The 23,596-nt window shown below is 70.3% G+C and carries 16 protein-coding genes; 3 read left to right on the forward strand and 13 right to left on the reverse strand.

Annotated features, from left to right (window positions below; all coding sequences use genetic code 11):
* Window positions 1-80 precede the first annotated feature (80 nt).
* From A3CE_RS0146935 to A3CE_RS0146945, 3 genes are read left to right on the forward strand one after another with little or no spacing between them, the layout of a single operon-like run.
* The gene (locus A3CE_RS0146935; protein ID WP_245589734.1) at window positions 81-2,918 is read left to right on the forward strand and encodes an AfsR/SARP family transcriptional regulator; all 2,838 of its coding nucleotides are present in this window, start codon (window positions 81-83) and stop codon (window positions 2,916-2,918) included.
* Entirely contained in the window at window positions 2,915-3,430 is a 516-nt protein-coding gene (locus A3CE_RS53860) for a hypothetical protein (protein ID WP_020647070.1), read from the forward strand. The genes A3CE_RS0146935 and A3CE_RS53860 overlap by 4 nt, the downstream gene beginning before the upstream one ends.
* A 56-nt stretch (window positions 3,431-3,486) precedes the next feature.
* A complete protein-coding gene (locus A3CE_RS0146945; protein ID WP_020647071.1) occupies window positions 3,487-4,560 on the forward strand; it encodes a sugar ABC transporter substrate-binding protein in 1,074 nt (357 codons plus the stop codon).
* 126 nt (window positions 4,561-4,686) lie between these two features.
* Here the strand turns inward: A3CE_RS0146945 and A3CE_RS0146955 are convergent, their stop codons facing one another.
* The 13 genes from A3CE_RS0146955 to A3CE_RS0147015 all read right to left on the reverse strand — a co-directional run bounded on the left by A3CE_RS0146955 (window position 4,687) and on the right by A3CE_RS0147015 (window position 23,591).
* A complete protein-coding gene (locus A3CE_RS0146955) occupies window positions 4,687-6,048 on the reverse strand; it encodes a glycoside hydrolase family 43 protein (protein ID WP_026469546.1) in 1,362 nt (453 codons plus the stop codon).
* A gap of 32 nt (window positions 6,049-6,080) precedes the next feature.
* Window positions 6,081-7,481, reverse strand: a complete 1,401-nt coding sequence (locus tag A3CE_RS0146960; protein WP_185839773.1) for a glycoside hydrolase family 10 protein — start codon at window positions 7,479-7,481, stop codon at window positions 6,081-6,083.
* Between the two features lie 34 nt (window positions 7,482-7,515).
* On the reverse strand, window positions 7,516-8,523 hold the full coding sequence (locus A3CE_RS0146965; RefSeq protein ID WP_020647075.1) for a cellulose binding domain-containing protein: 1,008 nt from the start codon (window positions 8,521-8,523) through the stop codon (window positions 7,516-7,518).
* 154 nt (window positions 8,524-8,677) lie between these two features.
* The gene (locus A3CE_RS0146970) at window positions 8,678-10,309 is read right to left on the reverse strand and encodes a glycoside hydrolase family 27 protein (RefSeq protein WP_020647076.1); all 1,632 of its coding nucleotides are present in this window, start codon (window positions 10,307-10,309) and stop codon (window positions 8,678-8,680) included.
* A 172-nt stretch (window positions 10,310-10,481) separates the two neighbouring features.
* On the reverse strand, window positions 10,482-11,231 hold the full coding sequence (locus A3CE_RS0146975; RefSeq protein WP_026469548.1) for a GH12 family glycosyl hydrolase domain-containing protein: 750 nt from the start codon (window positions 11,229-11,231) through the stop codon (window positions 10,482-10,484).
* Between the two features lie 153 nt (window positions 11,232-11,384).
* Window positions 11,385-12,473 (reverse strand): ricin-type beta-trefoil lectin domain protein, encoded by a 1,089-nt coding sequence (locus A3CE_RS0146980; protein ID WP_020647078.1) that lies wholly within the window; start codon window positions 12,471-12,473, stop codon window positions 11,385-11,387.
* Between the two features lie 69 nt (window positions 12,474-12,542).
* The gene (locus A3CE_RS0146985; protein WP_020647079.1) at window positions 12,543-14,516 is read right to left on the reverse strand and encodes an alpha-L-fucosidase; all 1,974 of its coding nucleotides are present in this window, start codon (window positions 14,514-14,516) and stop codon (window positions 12,543-12,545) included.
* A 10-nt stretch (window positions 14,517-14,526) separates the two neighbouring features.
* A complete protein-coding gene (locus A3CE_RS0146990; protein ID WP_020647080.1) occupies window positions 14,527-15,984 on the reverse strand; it encodes an arabinofuranosidase catalytic domain-containing protein in 1,458 nt (485 codons plus the stop codon).
* A 27-nt stretch (window positions 15,985-16,011) separates the two neighbouring features.
* Window positions 16,012-18,333 carry a right-handed parallel beta-helix repeat-containing protein gene (locus tag A3CE_RS0146995; RefSeq protein ID WP_020647081.1) on the reverse strand — a complete coding sequence of 774 codons (2,322 nt, stop codon included), beginning with the start codon at window positions 18,331-18,333 and terminating at the stop codon, window positions 16,012-16,014.
* A gap of 170 nt (window positions 18,334-18,503) precedes the next feature.
* Complete coding sequence (locus A3CE_RS0147000) at window positions 18,504-20,417, reverse strand: DUF8034 domain-containing protein (RefSeq protein WP_020647082.1); 1,914 nt, start codon at window positions 20,415-20,417, stop codon at window positions 18,504-18,506.
* A gap of 30 nt (window positions 20,418-20,447) precedes the next feature.
* Window positions 20,448-21,380 (reverse strand): carbohydrate ABC transporter permease, encoded by a 933-nt coding sequence (locus A3CE_RS0147005; RefSeq protein ID WP_020647083.1) that lies wholly within the window; start codon window positions 21,378-21,380, stop codon window positions 20,448-20,450.
* Window positions 21,370-22,269 carry a carbohydrate ABC transporter permease gene (locus A3CE_RS0147010; RefSeq protein WP_020647084.1) on the reverse strand — a complete coding sequence of 300 codons (900 nt, stop codon included), beginning with the start codon at window positions 22,267-22,269 and terminating at the stop codon, window positions 21,370-21,372. The genes A3CE_RS0147005 and A3CE_RS0147010 overlap by 11 nt, the downstream gene beginning before the upstream one ends.
* Complete coding sequence (locus tag A3CE_RS0147015; RefSeq protein ID WP_051183846.1) at window positions 22,266-23,591, reverse strand: ABC transporter substrate-binding protein; 1,326 nt, start codon at window positions 23,589-23,591, stop codon at window positions 22,266-22,268. The genes A3CE_RS0147010 and A3CE_RS0147015 overlap by 4 nt, the downstream gene beginning before the upstream one ends.
* Window positions 23,592-23,596: the final 5 nt, after the last annotated feature.

A 23,596-nucleotide genomic window follows, 5' to 3' on the forward strand; every position in this document is an offset into this window, starting at 1 on the left:
CCGGAGCCCTTCGGAAAACCTTGGACAAGCCTTGCCCGGATGCCGCCGATCGCCCATACCCTGGAGGCAGGGAGGGAACGGTGGTGGCAGACCTGCGGGTGCTCGGGGCCGTCGAGGTCGTGGCCGGGGGAACCCGGCTCGACGTCGGGCACGCGCGTCAGCGTGACGTCCTGGCCGTGCTGCTCCTCGACGTCGGCCAGGTGGTGCCGGTCGACCGGCTCGTCGACCGCGTGTGGGGGGAGCGGCCGCCGCGGCAGCCGAGGAACGCCCTCTACGGGTACGTGTCCCGGCTGCGCGGGGTCCTGGCCGCCCTGGACGGCGTGACGATCGAGCGTGACCGCGGCGGCTACGTCCTCGCCGCCGACCCGCTGGCCGTGGACGTCCACCGGTTCGAAAGCCTCCTCCGGCGGGCGCGGGCTACGGCGGACGACCACGCGGCACTCGCGCTGTACGACGAGGCCTTGGCACTGTGGCGGGGGACGCCGCTCAGCGAGCTGGACTCGCCGTGGGTGGACAGCGTCCGCGGCGAGCTGGAGCGCAAGCACGAAACAGCCGTCCTGGACCGCGACGACCTGCGGTTGCGCACCGGCGCCCACGCCGCCGTGCTCGCCCGGTCCGTCCCGGACGGTGTGACCGGCGAACGGGCGGCCGCGCAGCGGATCGAGGCGCTGTTCCTCGACGGCCGCCCGGCGGACGCGCTGCGCGAGTACGAACGGGTCCGCTCACGCCTGGCGGACGAGCTCGGCGCCGACCCGGGGCCGCGGCTGCGCGGCCTGCACGAACGCATCCTGGCCGGCGGTGGGCCGGACACCGGGCGGCCGGTGCCCCGGCAGCTCCCGGCCGCACCGTCCGCCTTCACCGGCCGCACCGCGGAACTGGCGGCACTCGACCGGATGCTCGCCGCCGAGGGTGCGGTGGCGGTGATCTCCGGCGCGGGTGGCCTCGGGAAGACCTGGCTGGCCGTGCGCTGGGCGACCGGCCACGCGGACCGGTTTCCCGACGGGCAGCTCCACGTCGACCTCCGCGGCTTCGACCCGGCCCACGAACCGGTGCCCGCCGAGCGGGCCGTCCGCGGATTCCTCAGCGCGCTCGGCGTTGCCCCGGCGTCGATTCCGCCGGAGCCGGACGGGCAAGCGGCGCTGTACCGGACCCTCACGGCCCAGCGCGGGCTGCTCGTGGTGCTCGACAACGCGCGCGACACCGGGCACGTCGTCCCGCTGCTGCCCGGCGGATCCGCCTGTTCGGTCCTGATCACGAGCCGGCACGAGCTCGGCGGCCTGCTCACCACGCACGGCGCGAGCGCGCTGCCGCTGCGCACCCTCGACGACCACCAGGCGCGGGAACTGCTCACCCACAAGCTGGGCGCGGCCCGGCTGGCCGAAGAACCCGAGGCGGGCCGGGAAATCCTGCGCCAGTGCGGGGGAATGGCACTGGCACTGGCGATCGTCGCCGCCCGGGTGGCCGCGCAGCCGGGAAGCCGGCTGGCCGCGCTGGCCGCCGAACTGCGCGAAAGCCGGCTCGACGCTCTCGATACCGGCGAGCTGACCGCGAGCCTGCGTGCGGTGTTCGACGCCTCCTACCACTCACTCGACCCGGGTTCCGCCGCCGCGTTCCGCCTGCTCGGGATAGTGCCCACCGGCGACGTCGGGCGCGCGGCCGCGATCGCCGTGCTCGGCGACGCCCGGCCCCTGCGCGTACTGCGCGCCGCCAACCTCCTGGAGGAGAACCCGCCCGGCCGGTTCCGGATGCACGACCTCGTCAAGCTCTACGCCGCCGAGCTCGCGGCCCGGGTCGACGACCCCGGTACCCGGCTCGCCGCGTGGACGCGGCTGTTCGACCACTATCTGTGCTGGGCCTCGGCGGCGATGGACCTGTTCTCGCCCCACGAGCCCTACATGCGGCCACCGGCCGGGCGGTCGGCCGGGCCGCAACCGCGGTTCGCGGGTACCCAGGCCGGCCGGGCCTGGCTGGACGCCGAGTGGACCACCATGCTGACGCTGGCCACGAGCGCCCCGGAAGCCCTGGCCGGGCACGTGGTCCGGTTGGCGGCGACGCTGTGGCGGTACCTGGACATCGCGGCGCACTACCACGAGGCACTCACCCTCCACACGACCGCTCTCGCCGCGGCTCGCTCCGGCACGCCGGAAGAGGCTTTCGCTCGCCAGGCCGTCGAGGTGGCCTTGATCCGGCTCGGCCGCTACGACGAAGCCGCCGGTCATCTCGAGCAGGTCCTGGCCTTCGCGCTGGACCAGGGGAACGACCTTCTCGAGAGCCTGGTCCGCTTCGGCTTCGCCACCATCGACGACATGCGCGGCCGGCGCCCGGCCGCCCGTGAGCAGTGCGAGCTCGCCCTCGCCGCCGCCCGCCGGACCGGTCACGCGCTGCTGGAAGGGATCGCGCTGTGCAACCTCGGCGAGCACTACCACTGGTGCGGTGACCACCGGGCGGCGATCGACCACCTGGAACGCAGCGGCGCGATCGCGCGGGAGCTGGGGTCGGCGGGACTCGGCGGACCGGTGCTCGCCGCGCTGGGCAGCGTCTACGCCGGCCTGGGGCGGCACGACGAAGCCGACGACCACTTCCGCCGTGCCCTGGATTTCGCCAGGACCGGGAACACGAACCTCGAAGTCTCGGCGCTCAACGACTTCGCGGACACGAAGACCGGCGCCGAGGCGATCGAGCGGTACGAGGAGGCGCTCGAGCTCGCCCGGCGAACCGGCCACCTGCGTGAGCTCGCCCGGGCGCATCACGGCCTGGGGCGGGTGTACCTGGCGGACGGGAACGACACAGAAGCGCAAGTTCACCTCGAAGCGGCGTTGGCCGCGTACACCGCGCTTCGCACACCGGATGCCGACGACGTGCGTGCCCTGCTCGACCCGTCCTCGGAGAACCCGGGAAACGGTGGTGCGACGACATGACACCCGGCGTGGTCATCCAGGTTCGGCCGCCCGACGTCGTCGGGCCGCTGCGCCTCGGCGCCACCGACGAAGAAACCCTGGAGACGCTCCGGCGGCTCGGTGAACCCGTGTTCCTGTGCGGGTTCCAGGGCGGCCGCCCGGGATGGGGCGTCGACCGGCCGTCGGGCGTGTCCCTCTACTGCCACTTCGACGCGACCGACCGCGTCGAAGCGATCCAGCTCGGCAGCCCCGATCGCGCGGACGCGGTGATCTACGACGGACTCGACCTCTTCCGGACACCGGCCGACGAAGTCGTCGCCGCGCTCCGCGCGAGAACGGCTGTAACCGGGGACGAGAACGGGCACACCTACCACGCGCCCGGCCTGTTCCTGTCCCTCTGGCGGCCCGTGACCCCGGAAGAGCTCGGTAACGAGGACGAAGACTGGGACGGACGCTTCTTCGCCACCGCGCTCGTCGCCCTGCCCGGCTATCGGCGGCTGTACTGCGCGACCGGTATGCCGCACAGTATCTGACGAGCCCGCGCGCGCCTGAACGAGCTCGATCGGGAGCCGTCGAGGGAGGAGACCGGATGGCTCGGCTGGACCGGGACCGGACGCCGGCGCTGTTCGCGGTGACCACGTCCGTCCTGAGTGGTGTCATCCTGGCTGCCCTCACGAAAGGACTGCAACTCGGCATCTCGGCCGGCGCCACGCTCGTCTGGTCCGCGCTGGTTTCCGCCGCCGTCGCCGTCGCCTTCTGGGCCGCGTTCGCGCTGAAGACGCGGAAAAGGCCGAACACGGGCTTCCTGATGACGTCGGCGTTCGAGCAGAAATACTATGTGGCGGCGCTCGTGCAACAGGTGCACCGCGCGTTCGACCGGGAAGACATCGACCTCGTGCTCAAGGTGCCGGACCGCGACTACGACGCCGGCGCGCAAGCTCGTAACCTGCGCCGCATCGTGAACAGGAAGCACTGCTACGTCGGCGGCATCATCGTCGCCGGCGAGGTGGTCCGGCTGCGGGAGGACCTGGCGGCGTTCTGCCGTGCGGCGCGCCTGCCGGTGGTGTTCTCAGATCTCGAACCCTTCCCCACCGAATCCGAATACCCGGACCGGACCGCGTTCTTCGGGTACGACACGGGGCAACTCGGGGAAATGGCCGGACAGTGGCTGGTCGGGCAGCTGCGCGGCCGGGACCGCCCGCGGGTGCTGATCATCGCCAGCCGTGAACACGACAGCAGGCAGAAACGCTGTGAAAAGGTGCTGCGCGCCGCGTTGCCCGACGTCGACCTCGCCACCGACGACCGGTGCGAGTTCGTGCGTTCCCGGGCGTACAACGCGGTACAGGCTCACCTCCGACACCTCGAACCCGGCCGGCGCCTCGACGCGATCTTCTGCACCAACGACGAGATGGCGCTGGGTGCCGTCGACGCCCTCACGGCAGCCGCCTCGGCGGCCACCCGGGCCACCGTCGTGATCGGCGTCGACGGTGTGCTGGAAGCCAGAACGCTGATCGACACCGGGGACAGCCCGCTCCGGGCCACCGTCGTCCAGGACGCCCACCGCCTGGCGGTGGGCGCCGTCGACCTGCTCGTCAAGATGCGTCGCGGTGACACCGTGCCCCGGCGCACGATCCTGAACGCGGAACTGTACGAGGCCGGCTGACCCGCCGGATCTTGTCGTTGCCAGGCGGTGCGGCTCGAGGCCCACGACGCGCCGCCGTCCTTCGCGGCCGGGGAGCGGGAGGACGTCGTCGAGTCGCCGTTCCACAGTCTCGGCGGATGAAAGAGATCACGCGGAGAACTGCCACCAGTTCACGTTGAAGAGGTAGCCGCTGCCGCCGGTGAACCGCAGGACCACGTCCTGCGTACCCGTGGCTCCGCTGACCGGGCAGGACACCGAGGTCCACGTCTGCCAGCCGCCGGTGCCGGGGACCGTGCAGCGGCCCACCACCGTGCCGGTGGCGCTGCCCAGGCGCACCTCGATCGTTCCGCCGGCGGCCGCCGAGGCGACGCGCGCCGTGAACGACGACGCGCCCGCGCCGAACGCGACGTTGCGGACCTTGACCGTGTCGCCGTTCTCGATCCAGCCGATGTTCATGCCGCCTTCGGAGGACGGCTCGGTCTCGATCCCCGATTCCCAGTTGATCGTTTCCGCTTCCTGCCGGACGAACGGGTTGAGCGTGTCGGCCGGCGGCGGGCCGGCGTTCGTCATGGTGATGGTGGGGATGCTGCCGTCGGCGTTGTAGGCGAACTTCTCCACCGCCACCGACCGGGTGTATCCGCCGCCGCCGGGCAGCGCGCCGTTGTGGTAGAAGAAGTACGAGCTGCCCTTGAAGTCCACGATCCCGGGGTGGTTGGTGAAGCTGCCGCCCTGCGTGGGCATCACCGTGCCCCGGTAGGTCCACGGGCCGGTCGGGCCGGGCGCGGTGGAGTAGGCGATGAACTCCGAGCAGCACTTGGCCGCGAACACGTTGTAGTACTGGCCGTTGCGCTTGTAGACCCACGGCCCTTCCTCGAACAGCGTGGGACGGTTGCCACCGTTGGGACGCGTGCCGAACCCGGCGGTGGTGAGCGGGATCTGGGTGGGGCCGCCGGAGTAGGAGATCATGTCGGCGTTGAGCCGGACGTACCACAGGTTGGGGTTGCCCCAGTACAGGTACGCCTGGCCGTTGTCGTCGATGAAGACCGTGGGATCGAACTCTCCGTTCTCCACCAGGGGGTGGCCGAGCGCGTCGCGGAACGGGCCGGTGGGACTGTCGGAGACGCCCACCCCGATCGCCATCCGGCCGGTCGAGCGGTCGACCATCGGGGCGTACCAGTAGAACTTGCCGTTGCGCTCGACGGCCTGCCCGGCCCACGCGTCCTGTTTGGCCCAGCTGAACGTCGTCAGGCTCATCGGGGAGCCGTGGTCGGTCCAGTTGACCATGTCCGCGGACGACCAGACTCGCCAGTCCTTCATGGTGAAGTAGGTCGAGCCGTCCTCGTCGTGCCCGGTGTAGAGGTAGACGCGTCCATTGTGGACCAGCGGGGCCGGGTCGGCGGTGTAGACGTGCTGGACGATGGGGTTGTCGGCGTGCGCGGTGCCGGCGATGGCGCCGAGGGCGCACAGCACACCGGTCAGCAAGGCGGGCAGGCGTCCTCGGCGTCGCATGGGGTCTCCGTTCGTGGTGGGGGATCGGGGGATCAGCGCGCCGCGCAGGACGCCGTGACGCCTTCGGCGTTGCCGGTGCCCTGGAAGCCGAACTCGGTCGACTGCCCGGCCGCGACGGTGCCGTTGTAGGAAACGTTCGACCAGGTGACGGTGCCGGAAGTGCCGCTGTTGGTGGCGCTCCAGCCGTTGGTGACGGCCGCGCCGCCGGGCAGGGCCGTCGTCACCGTCCAGCCGTTGAGGCCGGAGTTGCCGGCGGTGACCTTCAGGTTGGCCACGAAGCCGCCGTTCCACTGGTTCAGCGTGACCGAGGCGGTGCAGTCACCCGGCGGCGGCGTGGTCGTGGTGGTCGTGGGGGTGGTCGGCGTCGTCGGGGTCGTGGGAGTCGTGGGAGTCGTCGGGGTCGTCGGCGTGGTGGGGGTGGTCGGTGTGGCGGCGTTCAGGGCGTCGAGGACGGTGTTGTACGCGGCCTTCTTGTTCCCGTTGCCGTCGAACAGGAGCGGGTTTTCACCGGTGCGCCAGGAGTCGGTGTCGCGGATGCCCCAGGTGGTGATCCCGGCGCAGCGGGCGACGGCCAGGCAGGCCCGGGTCACAGTGCCGTAGGCCTGCGCCTGGTTGGAGCCGGCGATGTCGAGTTCGGTGATCTGGACCTCGACGCCGAGGTCGGCGAACCGCTGGAGGTTGGCCTGGTAGTCACCGGGCGGGTTGCCGGAGAGGTGGGACTGGAAGCCGACGCAGTCGATCGGGACGCCGCGGGACTTGAAGTCCTTGACCATGTTGTAGATGCCGGTGCTCTTGGCGTTGACGCCGTCGGTGTTGTAGTCGTTGTAGCAGAGCTTCGCGCCGGGGTCGGCGTCCCGCGCGGCGCGGAAGGCGGCTTCGATCCAGTCGTTGCCGGTGCGCTGGAGGTTGGAGTCGCGACGGCCGCCGCTGCCGCCGTCGGCGAACGCCTCGTTGACGACGTCCCAGGAGTAGACCTTGCCCTTGTAGTGGGTGGCGACCTGGGTGACGTGGTTCATCATGGCCTGGCGCAGGTCGGAGCCGCTCAGGCCCTGCGCCCAGCCCGGTTCCTGCTGGTACCACAGCAGCGCGTGCCCGCGCACCCGCTTGCCGTTGCTCACCGCCTGGTTGAGGATCCGGTCGCCACCGCTGTAGTTGAACTGGCCGCGGTTGGGCTCGGTGGCGTCCCACTTCATCTCGTTTTCGGCCGTGACCATGGAGAACTCCCGGTTGAGGATGTTCACGTAGGTCGAGTCGCCGAGTTTGCCGGCCGCGACGGCGGTGCCGAAGTACCGGCCTGTCTGGGCCGCCGCCGCGCCGAGCGTCGAGGCCGCGCCCGAGGCGGACGTGGCGAGCACCAGCGAAACGCCGACCGAGGTCGCCAGGAACGCCGAAGCGAGGGCGGCCCGGGACAGTGACCGCTTTGTCATTGTCATCTTCACACCTTCATTCGTGGGACGGGGTGCGCGGTCACGGGCTGGTGCACGTGGCCGCGCCGAGGCTCGCCGCGCCGGGACCGGACACGAGGAAGCCGAAAGTCGTGGTGGCGCCGGCGCCGAGCGGGCCGTTGTAGGCGACGTTCTTCACGGTCACCGTGCCGGTTCCGCTCGCCGTGCCGCCCCAGATCTGGCCGACGCTCTGGCCGCTGGGCAGGGTGAACCGCACGGTCCAGCCGTCGAGGGCGGCGGTGCCGCTGTTGGCGACGGTCACCTCGCCCTGGTACCCGCCGTTCCAGGGGGTACCCACGACCCGCGGCGTCGCGGTGCAGGCGCCGTCACCCGTCGGCGGCTGCGGGTCGCCGCCGATGCTGCCCGGCACCGCCTTGAGCGCGTTGTACCAGGTGGTGGCCATCTTGCTGTAGCCGGCCGCGTTGGGGTGGATGCCGTCGGGCAGGTCCGCGATGGCGACCGAGGGGTACATGTCGACCAGGTGCACGCGCTTGCCGGCCGCGGCCTTGGCCCGCATGTCGGGGGCGATCGCCGCGTTGAAGGTGCGGACGGTCTGGTCGGCGAAGCTGATCGGGATGATGGTGGCGACGAACAGTTCGGTGTCCGGGACCTGGCTCGTGATCTTGTCGACCAGCGCCGACAGCCGCCGCGGCGCCCCGGCCGGGTCGCTGCCGTACATGTCGTTGGTGCCGATGTGCAGCAGGATCGTGTGCGGGTGGAAGCGGTTCAGCCAGCCGGCGATGTTCGCGTCGATCTGGGCGATGGTCCAGCCCGGGTGACCTTCGTGGTCGCGGTCGGGCATGCTCGCCGGTCCGTCGGCCAGCGAGCCGACGAAGTCGATCGCGTGCCCGTCGGCCCGCAGTTTCGCCCCGAGGTCGAGGCGGTAGCCGCCGATCGACCCGCCCTGGGTGATCGAGTCCCCCAGCGGCATGATCGGCACCGCGGCGGCAACGCCCTCCGCGGCCCCGGGCACGACGACCAGCGCGGCGCAGGCGGCGAGCACACCGGCGATCAGCTTCGCGAGTTTCATCGGGGAATCCTTCGTGCCGCGGGGCGGGTATTCCATTTCACGCTGTATCACGCTCGGGTGAACAGCGTATCCGGGTATCGGTGCCGACGACGGAATCCGGGTAACTTACATTTCTCCCCTCTTTCGAAACTTTCGGCACCGGAAATCCTTCGGTTCAGGCGCGCGTCCAGTTCTGGTTCGGTTGGCCGTTGCAAGTCCAGAGAATGGCGTGCGACCCGTTGGCGGTGCCGGCTCGTTCGACGTCGAGGCAGAGCCCGGAGCGGGCGTTGCGGATCGAGCCGTCCTGGCCGATGGTCCACTTCTGGTTGTCCTGGCCGGTGCACGACCGGCTGAGGACCTGGGCGCCGCCGGCGTTGCCGTCGAGGCACTTGTCGCCGAAGACGCGGATTTCGCCGTTCGCCCAGCTGGTCCACAGCTGGTTGGCGGCGGTCTGGCAGTCCCAGATCAGCGTGCCCGCGCCGGAGGCGGTGGAGGCGTTGTCGACGTCGAGGCACCGGCCCGATCCCGTGTCCCGGAAGCGTGACGTGGTGGCGGCCAGCGGGGAGCCGCCGGACACGCGGTAGGCGGCGATGCCGTGTGCCGGCACGCTCGCGCTGATCGCGCCGCTGGTGGTGGCGGTCCCGCCGGTCCACAGGTCGGTGAGGGTGAACGAGCTGCCGGAGAGCCCGGCCTGTGCGGCGGTGGTACTGACGGTCGCCGTGGCGCCGCCGCGGTTGAGCAGCCCGACCGCGACCGACCCGTCGGACAGGGGCTTGGCGAAGATCTCGACGTCGCCGTCGTCGCGTACCCGGCGTCCGCCGGCGCCGAGGCGGTCCTGGTCGACGGCCAGCAGGCGTGGGTTGCGGAGGATCGCGCTGATGTCGGTGGACATGGTGCGGATGTCGTTGCCCGCCATCAGCGGTGCGGCCAGCAGCGCCCAAAGGGTGAAGTGCGTGCGGGATTCGGTGAGGGACAGGCCGGGCCGGCCGACCACGAGCATGTCCGGGTCGTTCCAGTGGCCCGGTCCGGCCTGCGCGGCCAGCGGTGCGGTGACGTCGAGGACGTTGCCCACGCCCATCGGGTAGCTGTTGGTGTTGCCGTTCTGCCAGATGTCGAGCAGGTCCTCGGTGGTGCGCCAAAGGTCGGCGACCTGGCCCCAGTCGTACTTGTCGCCGGTGATGGCGTGGTAGCTGTTGGGGTTGATGCTGTAGACGATCGGGCGGCCGGTGGCGCGCAGCGCGTCCCGCATGAGGCCGAACCGGGTCACCTGCTCGTCGCGGGTGCCGGCGGGGGAGCACCAGTCGTACTTGAGGTAGTCCACGCCCCAGGAGGCGAATGTGCGGGCGTCCTGGGTTTCGTGGCCCTGGCTGCCGGTGGAGCCGGGGTAGGTCCCGCCGCGCTGGGCGCAGGTGCGGTCGGTCGGGACCTGGTAGATGCCGAACTTCAGGCCGCGGGCGTGGATGTAGTCGCCGAGCGCCTTCATGCCGCTGGGGAATTTCGACGAGCCCCGCAGGTTGCCCTGGGCGTCGCGTTGCGGGTCGAACCAGCAGTCGTCGACCACGATGTACTGGTAGCCCGCGTCGCGCATGCCGGAGGAGGCCATCGCGTCGGCCGCCTGGTGGATGGTGGCTTCGCTGACGTTGCAGCCGAAGCTGTTCCAGCTGTTCCAGCCCAGGGGAGGCGTGAGCGCCGGGCTGCCTGGTGCGGCGTGTGCGGCGACGGCGGCCGGCGCGGCGACGGACAACGAGAGCGCCGCTGCCGTGGCGGCGAGCAGGTGCAGGACCCGTTGGCGGGTTCGAGCGGGCATCGTTGCCCCTTTCCTGGGGTGGGCGAGGAGAAACACGGCTAACGTCGGAGGTGGCCACGCACGGGCAATTGTTAGCGCTAACATTGGTTCGGGGTAAATATAGGCCAATTGCGCGTTCGAGTCCAGATCGGACGGCGGCCGGGCGTCTTCACGACGCCCGGCCGGCCGTGGATCAATTCACGCTGGCGGAGAACGAGTTGACCGCGAGGCCGACGCCGCCGCTCCACGGCTCGAACCCGGCCTGGATGCTCGTGAGGTACCAGGAGCGGTCGACGCGAGTGCGGGCGTCGACGTTGTTCACGAAGTCCATGACGTTGAACGAGTAGTTCGCCGTCGGGGATTGGGCCACGTAGGACAGTACGTCGTTGCCGCCGTTGTTGCCCTGCCACACGTCCCAGTTGCGGCCACCGAGGTTGACGGTGCCGACCTTGCCGCCGACCGGCTGGACGTTGCCGGTGTGGTTGAGCCAGATCATCAGCTCCATCTGGTTGACCCCGTTGGTCTTGGCGGTCGGGTCCATCCAGATGTCGTAGGAGGCGTCGAAAACCGAGCCGCCGACGTAGTTGTAGGAGATCGACGACGGCGCGCTGCCGATCCGGCTGAGCTGCCGCGGCAGGTTCGTGCCGGGGGAGCAGTTCGTGTAGTGGCACCCGAGGTAGACCGCCGGGTACGACAGTGGCGCCCCGCCGCTGGTCGAGCCCTGCTGGGTCTGGATCCGGAACCCGCTGCCGGTGACGTTGATGCACTGGGTCGCGCTGCTGCCCCAGCGGTTGTTCATGACGACGTACCGGCCGCCGATGGTGGTCGAGCCGTACTGGTCGCAGATCAGCGTGTCCGCGTGCGCGACCGGCGCGACGGCGACCGGCGCCGCCAGCCCGGCCGCGGCGAGCATCACCGCGGACAATGCGTGCCTCAGTTTCATGTGCTGCCTCCACCTCGTTGTGGTGTAGTTCTGGGAGCGCTCTCAGTCTGAGTCGTACCGATGAAACCACAGTGCACGGCCGGAGCAAAGAGGATGGCCGTGATCAATTTTCATTTTTCGGCCAGATGTTGGGAGCGCTCCCGGTTCTGCTGGTCATGCTGCCGCCCGCAGCGTCCACTTCTGGTTCGCCTGCCCGTTGCAGGTCCACAGGATCAGCTTGGTTCCGCTTGCCGTGCCCTGCCCGGTCGCGTCGAGGCAGCGGCCGGACTGCACGCCGGTGATCGAGCCGTCGGCGTTGACCGTCCACTGCTGGTTGGCCTGGCCACCGCAGTCCCAGATGATCACCGGGGTGCCGTCGGCCGTGCCTTGCCCGGACGCGTCCAGGCACTTCGACCCGAAGGCCGTCAGCTGTTTGCCGTTGGGTGTCCACGTCGCCCCGGCGCAGTCCTGCAACTGGACCGCGGTGCCGTTGGCGGAACCCGGGACGTCCGCGCACCGGCCCGACTGCGCGCCGACGATCTGGCGGGCCGTCGACTGGCCGGGGGTGCCGATGCTGCCCGGGACCGACTTCAGCGCGGTGAACCAGGTGGCGGCCATCTTGTCGTAGCCTCCGGCCGTCGGGTGGACACCGTCCACCAGTTCGGCGGTGGTGATGGCGGAGTGCATGTCCACCAGGTGCACGTGCTTGCCGGCGTTCTGGTTGCTCTGCACGATGCCGGGGATCGCGGCGTTGAACGTGCGGGCCGTGGAGTCCTGGCCGGCGTTGGCGATCGGGATGATCTGCGCGACGAAGACCTCGGCGTCCGGTGCCGTCGCCGTGATGTGGTCGATCAGCCCGGACAGGCGGGCGGGCGCCCGTGCGACGTCGTAGTTCTGCAGGACGTCGTTGGTGCCGATGTGCAGCAGGACGGTGTGCGGGGTCGTCGCGCGCAGCCAGGACACGATGTTCGCGTCGATCTGGTCGATGCGCCAGCCCGGGTGGCCCTCGTGGTCGTGGTCGCCGAGCGTGGCGGGCCCGTTGGCCTGTGAGCCGACGAAGTCCACCTGGTAACCGCCCGTCGTGACCCGCTGCCAGAGCCCGATCCGGTACCCGCCGGGGACCTGCGTGCCTTCGGTGATGGAATCGCCGAGGGGCATGACCCGGACTCCGCCGTTCGATTCGGCAGCGGCCGGGGCGGCCGGTAGCAGGACTCCAGTGAGCAGGGCCGCCGACGCGGCGAGCCACCCGAGTTTCGTTCGCATGGTGCTCCTTTCGGGTTCGCTGCGAGGGCCCCGCCACTTTCACGGGAAAGTGGCGGGGCCCTCGGCAGGTCACAGGCCGGTGATGGTCCACTGGTTGTTGGTGCTGGAGTTGGGCGTCCACAGGCCCACGCTCGAGCCGGCGGTGGAGTTGCCCATGCCGTCGAGGGCCGTGCCGGTGCCCCGGTTGACGATCTGGTACCGGCCGTTGCCCAGGCTGTTCAGCCGCCACTGCTGGTTGTTGCCGCCGTTCGACGACGCCTGCACGCAGGTGGCGCCGTTGGCGCTGTTGCCGCCGCTGTCGGCGACCAGCCCGTTGGTGCGGTTGACGATCCGGTAGTAGCCGCCGCCCGCGTCGGCGAGCTGCCACTGCAGGTTGTTGCTGCCGTCCCAGTTCCACTGCTTGAGCGGGGAACCGGAGGCGACGTTGCCACCGCCGTCGAGCACCAGCCCGGTGGTGACGTTGGCGATCCGCGCCCAGCCGGTCGGCAGGGGACCGGTGCCGGGCGCGGGGATCTGCCCGGAGAACGTCAGCTTCACCACGTACGCGAGCGCGTCGAACGGCGGGTTCGACGACGGCATGGTGATGTGCAGGCCCGAGCCGTCCTGGGTGCGGCCGGTCAGGGTCGTGGCGGCGCCGGCGCCCGGGCCGAGCAGCTGGACCGACACCAGGTTGGCCAGGTTGATCCGGTTCGAGCCGAGGGTGGTGATAGTGAAGGTGCTCCCCGGCCAGCCCAGCACTGTCGCGTACAGCACGGTGTTGTCCTTGCTGCGGGTGAACCGGATGTCGGTCCGGGTCCCTTCCACCGGGGTGGTGAAGGAGCCGCCGCCCATCTTCGTCGGCCCCTCGCCGTACACCGCCCAGGCGCGGGTGCTGTAGAGGGACTCGCCGAACCGCTTCAGGTGGTCCCCGATGCCGAGCAGGATCGTGCGCTGCCCGGCGGGGATCGTGCCGTCGGCCATCGGGGCGATGTTCAGCAGCATGTTGCCGTTCTTGCTGATCCGGTCGATCAGCGAGTGCAGCATGGCCTTGACCGAGTAGTACCCGATGCCGGTGGTGTAGCACCAGCTGGAGCTGGAGATGCTGTCGTCGGTCAGCCAGTAGGGGGTCAGGATGTCCCCCGGGCCGCCGCGTTCGAAGTCGAAGACCTCGCCGCGGTTGTTGAAGCCGTCCTTGTAGCTGGCGACGACGTCCTTGTTCCAGGCGACGGCCTGGTTGTAGAAGTGCGAGAGGAAGTTGAGCCGCTGGGCTTCGTCGACCAGGTTCAGGTCGAAGTCCTGGTAGACCAGGTCGGGCTGGTAGCCGTCGACGACTTCGCGGAGCTTGTCGTACCACAGCTGGTTTTCCGCCGCGCGGCCGTTCTGACCGAACAGCCGCCGCAGCGACTCGGTCGGCTGGTTCGGCACGTGGTCGTAGTAGCCGTTGAAGTGGTACGCGTGGTGCAGCGCCGTCACCAGCTTGAGCCCCTTGGCGCGGATCGCGTCCGCGTGCAGCCGGAGCAGGTCCAGCTTCGGGCCGGTGCGCACCGAGTTCCACTCGTTGGCGGTGCTGTTCCACATCGAATAGCCGTCGTGGTGCTCGGCGACCGGCCCGGCGAACTTCGCGCCGGCGTCGGCGAACAGCTGCGCCCACTCGGCCGGGTCGAAGTTGCCGCCCGCCGACTTGAGCTTCGGCGCGAACTGCACCCAGGTGCCCGCCTTGTCGCGGGCGCCGTTGATGAAGTTCTGGTACGGCCACGCCGAGGGATCGCCGAACACCGCCTTGTGGTGGTTGTTCTCGTTGGACCCGTTGACGTACATGTTCCGCGGGTACCACTCGTTGCCGAACGCGGGGACGCTGAACACGCCCCAGTGGTAGTAGATGCCGAACTTGGCGTCCTGGAACCACTCCGGCGCCGGCGGGTGCTGGTCCACCGACGACCAGCTCGGGGTGTAGCTGCTCGGTCCTTCGGTCGCCCACACGGTTCGGACGCGGAACACGCCGGCGGCCGCGGCGACCCCGGCCACCGCGATCAGCTTGCGCCGGGACAGCTCGAACGAAGACATGGGGGACCTTTCAGTTCAGGGACCACTTCTGGTTGTTCGCGCCGGTGCAGGTGGCCAGCTGCGTCAGGGTGCCGTTCGCGGTCCCGGACCCGGTGACGTCGAGGCACAGTCCGGATTGGACACCCGTGACCGTGCCGTTGGCGTTGAACGTCCACTGCTGGTTGTTCTGCCCGTTGCAGTTCCAGATGATGACCTTGGTGCCGGGGCTGGTCCCCCGCCCGCTGGCGTCGAGGCACCGCGTGCCGTCGTAGACGGTCAGCTCGCCGGCGCCGGACCGGGTCCACGTCTGGTTGGTGCCGCTGTTGCAGTCCCAGATCTGCACCTGGGTGCCGGGCGTGGTGCTGACGCCGCTGACGTCCAGGCACTTGTTCGCGCCCACCGCGTGCACCGGCCCGGTGTTGTTCGGGCCGCCACCGGTGCCGTAGCCGGCGGCGGTGACGCTGGCCTGCACCGCGTTCTCCGTGGCGTCCGACGGGAAGCCGCTGGTCACCGCGCCTTCGAAGAACTCGCCGACGCCGGAGACGCTGTTGTCCCCGCCCGTGCCCAGCAGGATCGACGGCTCCAGCTTCATGGGCGAGTAGCCGCGCGGCAGCCCGCCGGAGTACGGGGTGGTGAGACCGCCGGTGGTGGCGTCGCCGTATTTCAGGGTGAAGTTGCTGGTGCCGTTGTTCTTCTCCCAGGCGCTGACGAACGGGTGGTGCACACCGGGGTTGTTCGGGTCCTTGTTGGACCCGGTTCCGGTGTGGTACATGCCGTTCTCCAGGTCGGCCTCGACCCACGGCCCGGTGCCGGTGCAGCCGTTGAACCAGCAGGCGGTGCCCCAGTAGATGGCGTTCATGGTGGCGTTGCCGGTGTCGTTGTGGGAGATCTCGCCGCTGCCGTAGTCGAAGCAGCACCACTGGTTGACGTAGTTCGACGAGGTGATCATGTAGATCCCCTCGGGCTGGGCGCCGACCGGCACGTTCTTGGCGTTGTCCACCCGGTAGCCCACGCCCTGGGTGACCTTGATCCCGTACGCCGGGTGCCCGCCGACCGTCACCGGCAGCGCCATCGCGTCCGCGCCGATGTCGGAGCCGTTGGGCCCGGGGCCCTTCCAGAACCCGCCCCACGAGATCGGCAGGTCGTTGTGGTTGGCGGTCTGGTCGTAGATCTTCGTGACCGTGCACCGGGTGCCGGCGCAGAACGAGACCTGCGGTGCCGAGTCCGCGTAGCCACCCGCCTCCAGCAGGCCGATGTCGAGGTACTTCTGGTCCGAGGCCCGCTGGATCTGGTACAGCGGGCCGTTGTACGCCCCGAACAGGGCGCGGGTCGTGCTGTGCGCCGTGGCGCACGGCGTGCCGCCGGCGGCGTAGATGTCGCACGCCTGCTGCGTGGCGGCCTGGGCCGCCGGAGCGGAGGCGACGGCGCCCGCGGTCAGGACGAGTGCCGCGGCCGCGGTCAGCAGCTTCCTTCTCAACGATGAAATCATGACGAAACCTCTCTCAGGGGTTCGCGTTCAGCCGAGGGTCCACTTCTGGTTGTTCGCGCCGGCGCAGGTCGCCAGCTGGACGAGGGTGCCGTTGGTGGTGGCGGAACCGGTCACGTCCAGGCACAGTCCGGATTGGACACCGGTGATCGTGCCGTTGCTGTTGGCCTGCCACTGCTGGTTGGCCTGGCCGTTGCAGTTCCAGATGACGACCTTGGTACCGGGGCTGGTGCCCTGGCCGCTGGCGTCGAGGCACCGCGTTCCGGTGTAGACGGTCAGCTCACGGGCACTCGTGCGGGCCCAGGACTGGTTCGTGCCGCCGTTGCAGTCCCAGATCTGGACCGCGGCGCCGGGCGTGGTGCTGACGCCGCTGACGTCCAGGCACCTGTTCGCGCCCACCGCGTGCACCGGGCCCGCGACCGGGGCGGTGCCGCCGCCCGGACCGGCGGCGGCGATGACCTGCTGGGCGCCCGACGGCCAGTTCGTGCCGCTGACCTGGACGTTCCCGGTCAGGACGTTGTTGTGCGGCGGCCCGGTGGCCACCTGCGTCGCGCCGCCGTTGTACCAGTTGCCGCTGAAGGTGCTGTCGCTGGTGTTGTTGGACCCGTTGGCGTTGGTGAAGGCCCAGACCCCGGAGTCCTGGATCACGTTGGCCGACACGCTCACGTAGCGGGAGCCTTCGTCCAGGTACAGCCCGACCGTGCGGTTGTTGTCGTAGATGTAGTTGTGGTCGATCGAGCTGCCGGGGTTGGCGGAGAGGTTGTAGATGCTGCCGCCGTCGTGCATCAGCTTCTTCGTGCCGTGCACCCGGTTGTAGCTGACGACGGTGTCCCGCAGCGTCGTCGGCGTGTTGTAGACGGGCTGGTAGTCGTACAGGCCGCGGTTGCGGTAGTCCTGGCTGCCGCCCTGGTCGTTGGCGCCCCAGCCCCAGCCGACGTCGATGCCGTCGTAGGTCAGGTTCGAGACGTCGTTGTGCGAGATGACGGTGTGCGTGGCGTAGGTCGAGAGGATGCCGGCCATTTCGCGGTAGTCGAGGGCGACCCGGGTCACCGTGTTGTTCGAGATGGTGATGTCCTTGTTCGTCATCGCCGCGTTGGACGGGTGGTGGGCGTCGGTGCGCACGCCGCCGACGATGACGCCGCCGCCCGAGTCCTCGGTGAACGTGTTGTGGTCGACGGTGACCGACGACGCTCCGAGGCCGATCCCGGAGGCGTGCGCGTTCGCGTCGTTGCCGATGCCGAGCGCGACCTGGCCGAGGTGGGTGAACGTGTTGCCGCTGAAGGAGATTCCGGTGGCGGCCGAGATCTGGACGGCCGCGGGCGCCTGGGCCCAGGTGCTGCGGGCGCCCTCGAACTGCTTGCAGCCCGACTGGCAGGAGGTCAGGAAATCACCCGGCATCGGAACCGCGGCCGGGAGGAAGGTGCCGGTCTGCTGGTTCGCGTACCCGACCGACGTGCTCGGCGTGAGCCACGTCGTGTGCTCGAAGTGCAGGTCCTTGAAGGCGAGGTTGCGCGCCGGGTTGTCGTAGCTGCCGCTGATCTGCAGCAGCGACGTCAGCCTCGGCAGCTCGACGTCGTGGCTGCCGGGGACCCAGCCGCCGGGTGCCTTGTAGTACAGCTTCCCGGCCTGCGGGTCCAGGTACCACTGACCCGTGTTCTTGAGGAAGGAGTAGGAGTTCTCCAGGAAGAGCTGGCCGCCGCCGAAGGGCTTGGCGAGGGTGTCGTAGCCCCAGTTGTTGTTGTTCCACGCGGGTTGCTGCATGACGATCGAGGTGCCGCTGATGTGGTCGACGGGGGAGTACCGGTCGGTGAACGAGTTCTGGCTCTCCACCTCGATCCGGTTCTGCTGCGGCAGCGTGGCGAGGTAGTTCAGCGCGGAGTTGGTGATCGTCATCCCGCTCGTGGTGAACTGCACGTCGTTGCGGGAGATCGGGATCTGCGCGCGCTGGGCGAGCGCGCCGTCGACGAACAGCTGCCGGGAGTCGGCGCCCTGCGGCACGGACGCCACCCAGATGTTCTGGCCCGCGTCCTGCACCGACCAGCCGCCGACCTGGGTGCCGCCCGAGAGGATCGGGGTCTGGCCGGCCGCGGCCTGCCAGGTGACGGTGTGGCCGTTCTGCCCCGAGTCGGCGCTGGTGAACGCCAGCGGGGCGGACAGCCGGTAGGTGCCCCCGGCGAGCTGCACGACCACGTCGTTGGCGCCCGCCTGGGCCCTGGCCAGCTGCTGGGCCTTGGCCGGGGTGGCGACCGGCTGGTCGGGAGTGCCGGGGTTGGTGTCGTTGCCGTCCGGGGCGACGGCGATGGTGACGGTCGCGGCGTGGGCGGCGGGTGCGGCGACCGTGGTCAGTGCCAATCCGGCCAAAAGTAGGCCGACCCCCACGCGGCACGTAACCGCTGCTACGAAGCCATTCGGCCGTGGCTGTGGTCGGATTGGTACTGATCGGCACAGTATCAGTGCGGTGGCGAATGTGGTGGCGAGCGCGGCGGCGGTGCGCGACGGCATGGCGGGGACCTCTCGGGGGGTTACGGTGTGTCGAAGGGGGTGCGGTAGGACGGCGGGCGGGTGCGCAGGTCGAGGCCCAAGGTGAGCCGGACTTTCGTGGAGCGGGGAAGCCGCACGGTCAGCCACGGCCCGTCGGCGCGGGCCGGGGCCGACGTCACCCTCGGCTCCGAATGCCCGTAGTCGTAGAGACCGCCGATCCAGGACGGGTCCTCGCAGACGGTGTGGTGCACCGTGCGGATCGTGTCTTCGCCGAACGCGCCGGCCTGCACGATCACCGCGTGGTCCATCCCGGGATCCAGGTTGACCAGGTCGACGACGGTGGCGTCGGGCTCGATGCGCGAAACCAGCGCCGCCACCGACGGCGGCAGGCCGGGGCGCCGGGCGTCGGCGTCGTGATAACGCAGGCGCGCCTGCTGCAGGCCGCCGTTGTAGAGCACCTGCGGGCCGCCCCAGGTCAGCTGCACCAGCGCCTCGGTGACTACCGGGTTGGTCTGCTGCCAGACGTGGATGTCGGCCTCGGCGACGTCCTGGCCGCGGTGGCGTTCCATGCGGGCCAGGCGGTGGCGGACCTGGGCCTGCGCGGCCGCCAGGATGCGCTCGGGGTAGGTGGGGTCGTCACCGGCCAGGAACGCGAACCAGGGCTCTTCGTGCCCGGACTCCTCCTTGTTCCGGAACGCGCGCACGGTGCGCCAGTCGTACCCGGCGGCCTCGCGCAGCCGCTCGATCCGCTTCCGGTCGGCGGGCGCGGCGGAGTGGTGCCACAGCGCGATCGGCACGGACATCAGCATCGGGTTGTAGTCGAACCAGCCCCGGTCGGCGTAGCGGAAGGGCACATGCAGCGTCGGCGTCCCGACGTCCGGGCCGAGCTGGACGGTCCAGCGGGACCGCAGGCTGGAGTCGGCTTCGGTGAAGGCCATCACCTTGCCCTGGGCGATGACCTCGTCCAGGGCCGGGCGGACCAGGTCGAGGAAGGATTCGTCCCCGGTGGCCGCGGCCCCGGCGAGGGCGGCGACGGTGGCGGCCTGCCCGACGCTGTACCAGCCGTGCGGCCAGGACCAGCCGTAGTGGCCGCCGTACCACCGGCCCTCCAGCAGCCCGCCGACCGTGCCGTCCGGGGCGACGTTGTCCGGGACGATCCCGCCGTTGGCGCTCGCGCGGGCGCACCAGGCGCCGGCGTACTCGGCGATCCAGTCCCGGTACCGCGGCTCGCCGGTCAGCATCAGGGCGTTGAGCACGAGCCCGGTCGCGGCCAGGTTGACCGCGGTGTCGCCCACGCCCGCCCGGCGGCGCAGCTGCTCGCCCAGGCGCGGGTCCTCGTCACGCGGCGGCTCCGCGGTCCCCGGCGGCAGGACCCACTCCAGCGGGAAGCCGTACATCCGGGCTTCTTCGGGGAGCCAGGGATAGGACCGGCCGTCGAACAGGCCTTCCCGGTTCCGGTCGCTGCCGTTGTGCGGCCGCCGGATGATCCGGTGCACCGGGTCGTAGTTGCCGTGGGCCGGGTCGGCGTAGAGGTCCGCGAACCGCCGCGCCCGCCCGGCCCAGCGCCCGGGCGCGGCCAGGCACAGGAAGTAGAACAGCAGCAGGCTCTCGCCCTGGTGGAACCAGTCGTACCCGCGCTCGTACTCCCGCTCCAGCATCCCGAGCTCGGCGAGCTGCCGGGTGACGCCTTCCCAGTGCCGTTCGGAGGCCGGCAGCAGGTCGTCGGCGCCGCCGAGCAGATAGAGTTGCGGCCAGTTGAAGAAAGTTTCGTAGAAGTCGTCCACCCCGTCGCGGGTGGAGAGCCGGCCGCCGTAGGCCAGCCGTCCGTCGGGTCCGGTGAAGTCGCGCTCGAACGCGCGCCAGGCGCGGTCGAGCAGGTCGAACAGGCCGCGCTGGGCCACGGCCCAGCCGGGGGGTTCGAGCAGCGGCACCGAGGCCGTGATCACGGGGTCCATCCCGGGCGTCCTCCCGTTCGCGTGGGCGGATCAGTTCTTGGTGGCGCCGGCGAGCATGCCGGCGACGAGAAATCGTTGGGAGAACAGGAAGACGACGAGCACAGGGGTGATCGCCAGCAGGGTGGCCAATGCCAGCACCGGACGCTGGACGGCGAGCCCGGCGGCGGTCGGGTTGAACTGCGGGACGTCGTTGAGCAGGGTGCCGAGGCCGACCTGGACCGGGAACTGGCTGCTTTCCGGCAGCATCACGTACGGCAGGAAGTAGTTGGTCCAGTTGGCCACGAAGCTGAAGAACCCGACCAGCGCGACCACCGGCGTCGCCAGCGGCAGGGCGACCCGGCGGAACGCGCCGAACTCCGAGCAGCCGTCGAGCCGGGCGGCGTCGAGCAGTTCGCCCGGCAGCGCGGTGGTGAAGTAGATGTAGGCCAGGTACACGCCGAACGGGTAGAACGCGTACGGCAGGACGATCGACCACATCGTGCCGATCAGGTGCGCGGTGTTGAGCTCGAGGAACAGCGGCACCACGAGGGTGGCGTTCGGCATGAGCATGACGACCAGGGTCGTCACGAGCAGCGCGCGCCGGCCGCGGAACTCGGTCTTGGCCAGCGCGTACCCGGCCGGGACCGCCACGCACAGCGTGATCACGAGTGCGAAGGACGAATAGAGCGCGGAGTTGCCCAGCCACTCGAAGATCGCGTTGCCCTGGTAGGCGGTCAGCGCGGCCCAGTTGGCCCGCAGGTCCGCCCAGGAGCCGAAGGACAGCGGGTGGCCGTGCACGAGCTGGTCGTCGGTCTTCGTCGCGGCCAGCACCAGCCACAGCACCGGCACGACGAAGAACACCACGAACAGGGCGAGCACGACGCCGGGCAGGGGGTTCGGCAGCCGGCGTCGCCGGGGGGCCCGCGGCCGGGTGACGGCGGGGGCGCGGACCGGGGCGGCCGGTCGCCGCAGGTCAGTCGGCATCGAAGAACCTCGACCGGGTCACGAACACGGCCGCGACGACCAGGCCGACCAGCAGCAGTTCGACCGAGATCGCGGCCGCGGTGCCGACGTCGTTGTTCTGGAAGGCGAAGTCGTAGGACAGCTGGTTGAGCGAGTAGTCCCGGCCGGCCACGCCGACACTGGCCTGGGACAGCAGCTGCGGCTCGACGAACAGCTGGGTGCCGCCGGCGAAGGCCAGGATCACCATGTAGACGATCCACTTGCGCAGCAACGGGATCTGGATCCGCCACGCGGTGTGCCAGGCACCGGCGCCGTCGATCCGGGCCGCTTCGAGGATGTCGGGGGAGATGGTGTTCAACGCCCCGTACAGCACCACGATCCAGCCGCCCGCGCCGGTCCAGAACGCGATCAGCGTGAACAGCACCGGCAGGTGCTCGAGCGCGACGACCTGGCCGAAGGTGTCGAATCCCAGGCCGCGCAGCAGGAACCCGGCCGGGCTGACCGCCGGGTCCAGCATGAACAGCCACACCAGGACACTGGCGGCACCGGCGAGCGCACCCGGGACGTAGTACAGGAACCGCAGTGCCTTGCCGGTGGTGCGCGCGCCGATGCGGTACAGCAGCAGGGCCAGCCCGACCACGAACACCACCAGCGCGGCCAGCCAGCACACCAGGTACAGCGCGACGTGCCCGGCCGCGGCGGCGAACCGGAAGTCCCGCGCCGCCGTCACGAAGTTCGTGAACCCGGCGAAGCCGCCGCCGGCGTCGGTGACCGCGAAGGAGATCGCGTAGCCGGTCGGGACGACCCCGAAGGCGACCAGCAGCAGCAGGTAGGCGGCGACGAAGCCGTAGCCCGCCCGGCCGGACCACTGCCGCCCGGACCACTGCCGGCCGGCCACCGGCGCGCTCATCGCTGCTTGACTTCGTAGCCGGTGGACCGGGCGTAGTTCTCGATCGCGCTCTGCCACGCCGGGAGCAGCGACTCGATGGTCTTGCCCGCCGTGAGGCCCGGGGTGACCGTGGCCGCCCAGATCGCCTCCTGGCTGAACTGGCCGTAGCCCCAGCCGTTCCAGACCTGGCCGGCCGCGGCCTGCAGCGGCCCGGTGATGTCACCCGCGTAGTAGCCGGACGACACCTGGTTCGCCAGCCACGTCTTCGCGGCCGCCTGGTACGCCGGGTAGCCGGGGGCGACCTTGCCCTGGTAGTCGTCGGAGGTGGTCACCCAGGTGAGGAAGTCCGTGGCGGCCTTGAGGTGGTGGCTGTGCGCGGAAACCAGCCACGTCCCGCCGCCGACGTTGCCCACCGAGGGATCCGGGTCGCCGGGCCACTGCGGCATCGGGGCGACGGCGATCTGGCCCTTCGGGGTCTTGAACGTGCCTTGGAACAGCGCACCGCCGTACCAGGACGGGCCGGGCATCAGGAGGATCTTGTCCGCGGAGTTCTTGCCGAAGTCGGAGCTGAACACGCTGCTGGTGGACATGCTGCCGGCCTTGATCACGGTGTCGAGCAGCTGCGCCGCCCGGGTGCAGTTCGGGCCGGTGGCGTCCACCGTGACGGCCTTCGGCCCGGTGATCTGGTTGGCGCCGCACTTGCTCGCCCACAGGTAGATCTCCGGGGTGAACGTGTCGCCCGCCGCCCCGACCAGGTAGCCGGGGTGCTCGGCGGCCACTTTCCGGCCCAGCGCCTGGTATTCCGGCCACGTCGCCGGGACCCGATAACCCCACTGCCGCATCAGTGTCGCGTTGTACCAGAGCACGGTCTGGGAGAGGTCGTTGCGCAGGCAGTACACCGTGCCGTCCACCGTGCACGGGTCGTTGGCGCCGGGCGCCCAGCCGTCCAAAATGGACTGTTGCAGCAGGCCCTTGTTCAGCGGTGCCGTGAACCCCGCTTGCCTGGCCCACGACACTTCGTTGTTCTGGGAGCTGAACACCACGTCCGGCCAGCCGCTGCCGGTCCGGTTGAACAGGCCGACCTTGGTCTGCAGGTAGTTCGATCCGTTCGCGTCCCCGTCGTAGCTGACGATGTCGAGCTTCGCTTCGGGATGCTGTTTCTGGTACAGCTGGGCGGCGGCCATCCGGGTCGAATCCACCCACACCGTCAGGGTTCCGTCGTCCTGCGGGGCCGGCGTGAAGCCGTTTTGGGCCGGTGCCGCGCCGCCGCCGCTCGCGCAGCCCGCCGCGATCGTCATGGCGAGTGCCCCGGCGAGGACGGCCGCGAGATTCCTGCCCCTCATGCGCT

The sequence above is a fragment of the Amycolatopsis balhimycina FH 1894 genome (assembly GCF_000384295.1).
GTDB lineage: Bacteria > Actinomycetota > Actinomycetes > Mycobacteriales > Pseudonocardiaceae > Amycolatopsis > Amycolatopsis balhimycina.

Excerpts from the sequence above, each read along its gene's own strand:
- A3CE_RS0146980 (WP_020647078.1), bottom strand. The coding sequence starts at position 12,473 with ATGCGAACGAAACTCGGGTGGCTCGCCGCGTCGGCGGCCCTGCTCACT.
- A3CE_RS0147010 (WP_020647084.1), bottom strand. The coding sequence starts at position 22,269 with ATGAGCGCGCCGGTGGCCGGCCGGCAGTGGTCCGGGCGGCAGTGGTCC.
- A3CE_RS0146990 (WP_020647080.1), bottom strand. The coding sequence starts at position 15,984 with ATGATTTCATCGTTGAGAAGGAAGCTGCTGACCGCGGCCGCGGCACTC.
- A3CE_RS0146965 (WP_020647075.1), bottom strand. The coding sequence starts at position 8,523 with ATGAAACTCGCGAAGCTGATCGCCGGTGTGCTCGCCGCCTGCGCCGCG.
- A3CE_RS0146945 (WP_020647071.1), top strand. The coding sequence starts at position 3,487 with ATGGCTCGGCTGGACCGGGACCGGACGCCGGCGCTGTTCGCGGTGACC.
- A3CE_RS0146960 (WP_185839773.1), bottom strand. The coding sequence starts at position 7,481 with ATGACAATGACAAAGCGGTCACTGTCCCGGGCCGCCCTCGCTTCGGCG.
- A3CE_RS0146955 (WP_026469546.1), bottom strand. The coding sequence starts at position 6,048 with ATGCGACGCCGAGGACGCCTGCCCGCCTTGCTGACCGGTGTGCTGTGC.
- A3CE_RS0146975 (WP_026469548.1), bottom strand. The coding sequence starts at position 11,231 with ATGAAACTGAGGCACGCATTGTCCGCGGTGATGCTCGCCGCGGCCGGG.
- A3CE_RS0146970 (WP_020647076.1), bottom strand. The coding sequence starts at position 10,309 with ATGCCCGCTCGAACCCGCCAACGGGTCCTGCACCTGCTCGCCGCCACG.
- A3CE_RS53860 (WP_020647070.1), top strand. The coding sequence starts at position 2,915 with ATGACACCCGGCGTGGTCATCCAGGTTCGGCCGCCCGACGTCGTCGGG.
- A3CE_RS0147000 (WP_020647082.1), bottom strand. The coding sequence starts at position 20,417 with ATGGACCCCGTGATCACGGCCTCGGTGCCGCTGCTCGAACCCCCCGGC.
- A3CE_RS0147005 (WP_020647083.1), bottom strand. The coding sequence starts at position 21,380 with ATGCCGACTGACCTGCGGCGACCGGCCGCCCCGGTCCGCGCCCCCGCC.
- A3CE_RS0146985 (WP_020647079.1), bottom strand. The coding sequence starts at position 14,516 with ATGTCTTCGTTCGAGCTGTCCCGGCGCAAGCTGATCGCGGTGGCCGGG.
- A3CE_RS0147015 (WP_051183846.1), bottom strand. The coding sequence starts at position 23,591 with ATGAGGGGCAGGAATCTCGCGGCCGTCCTCGCCGGGGCACTCGCCATG.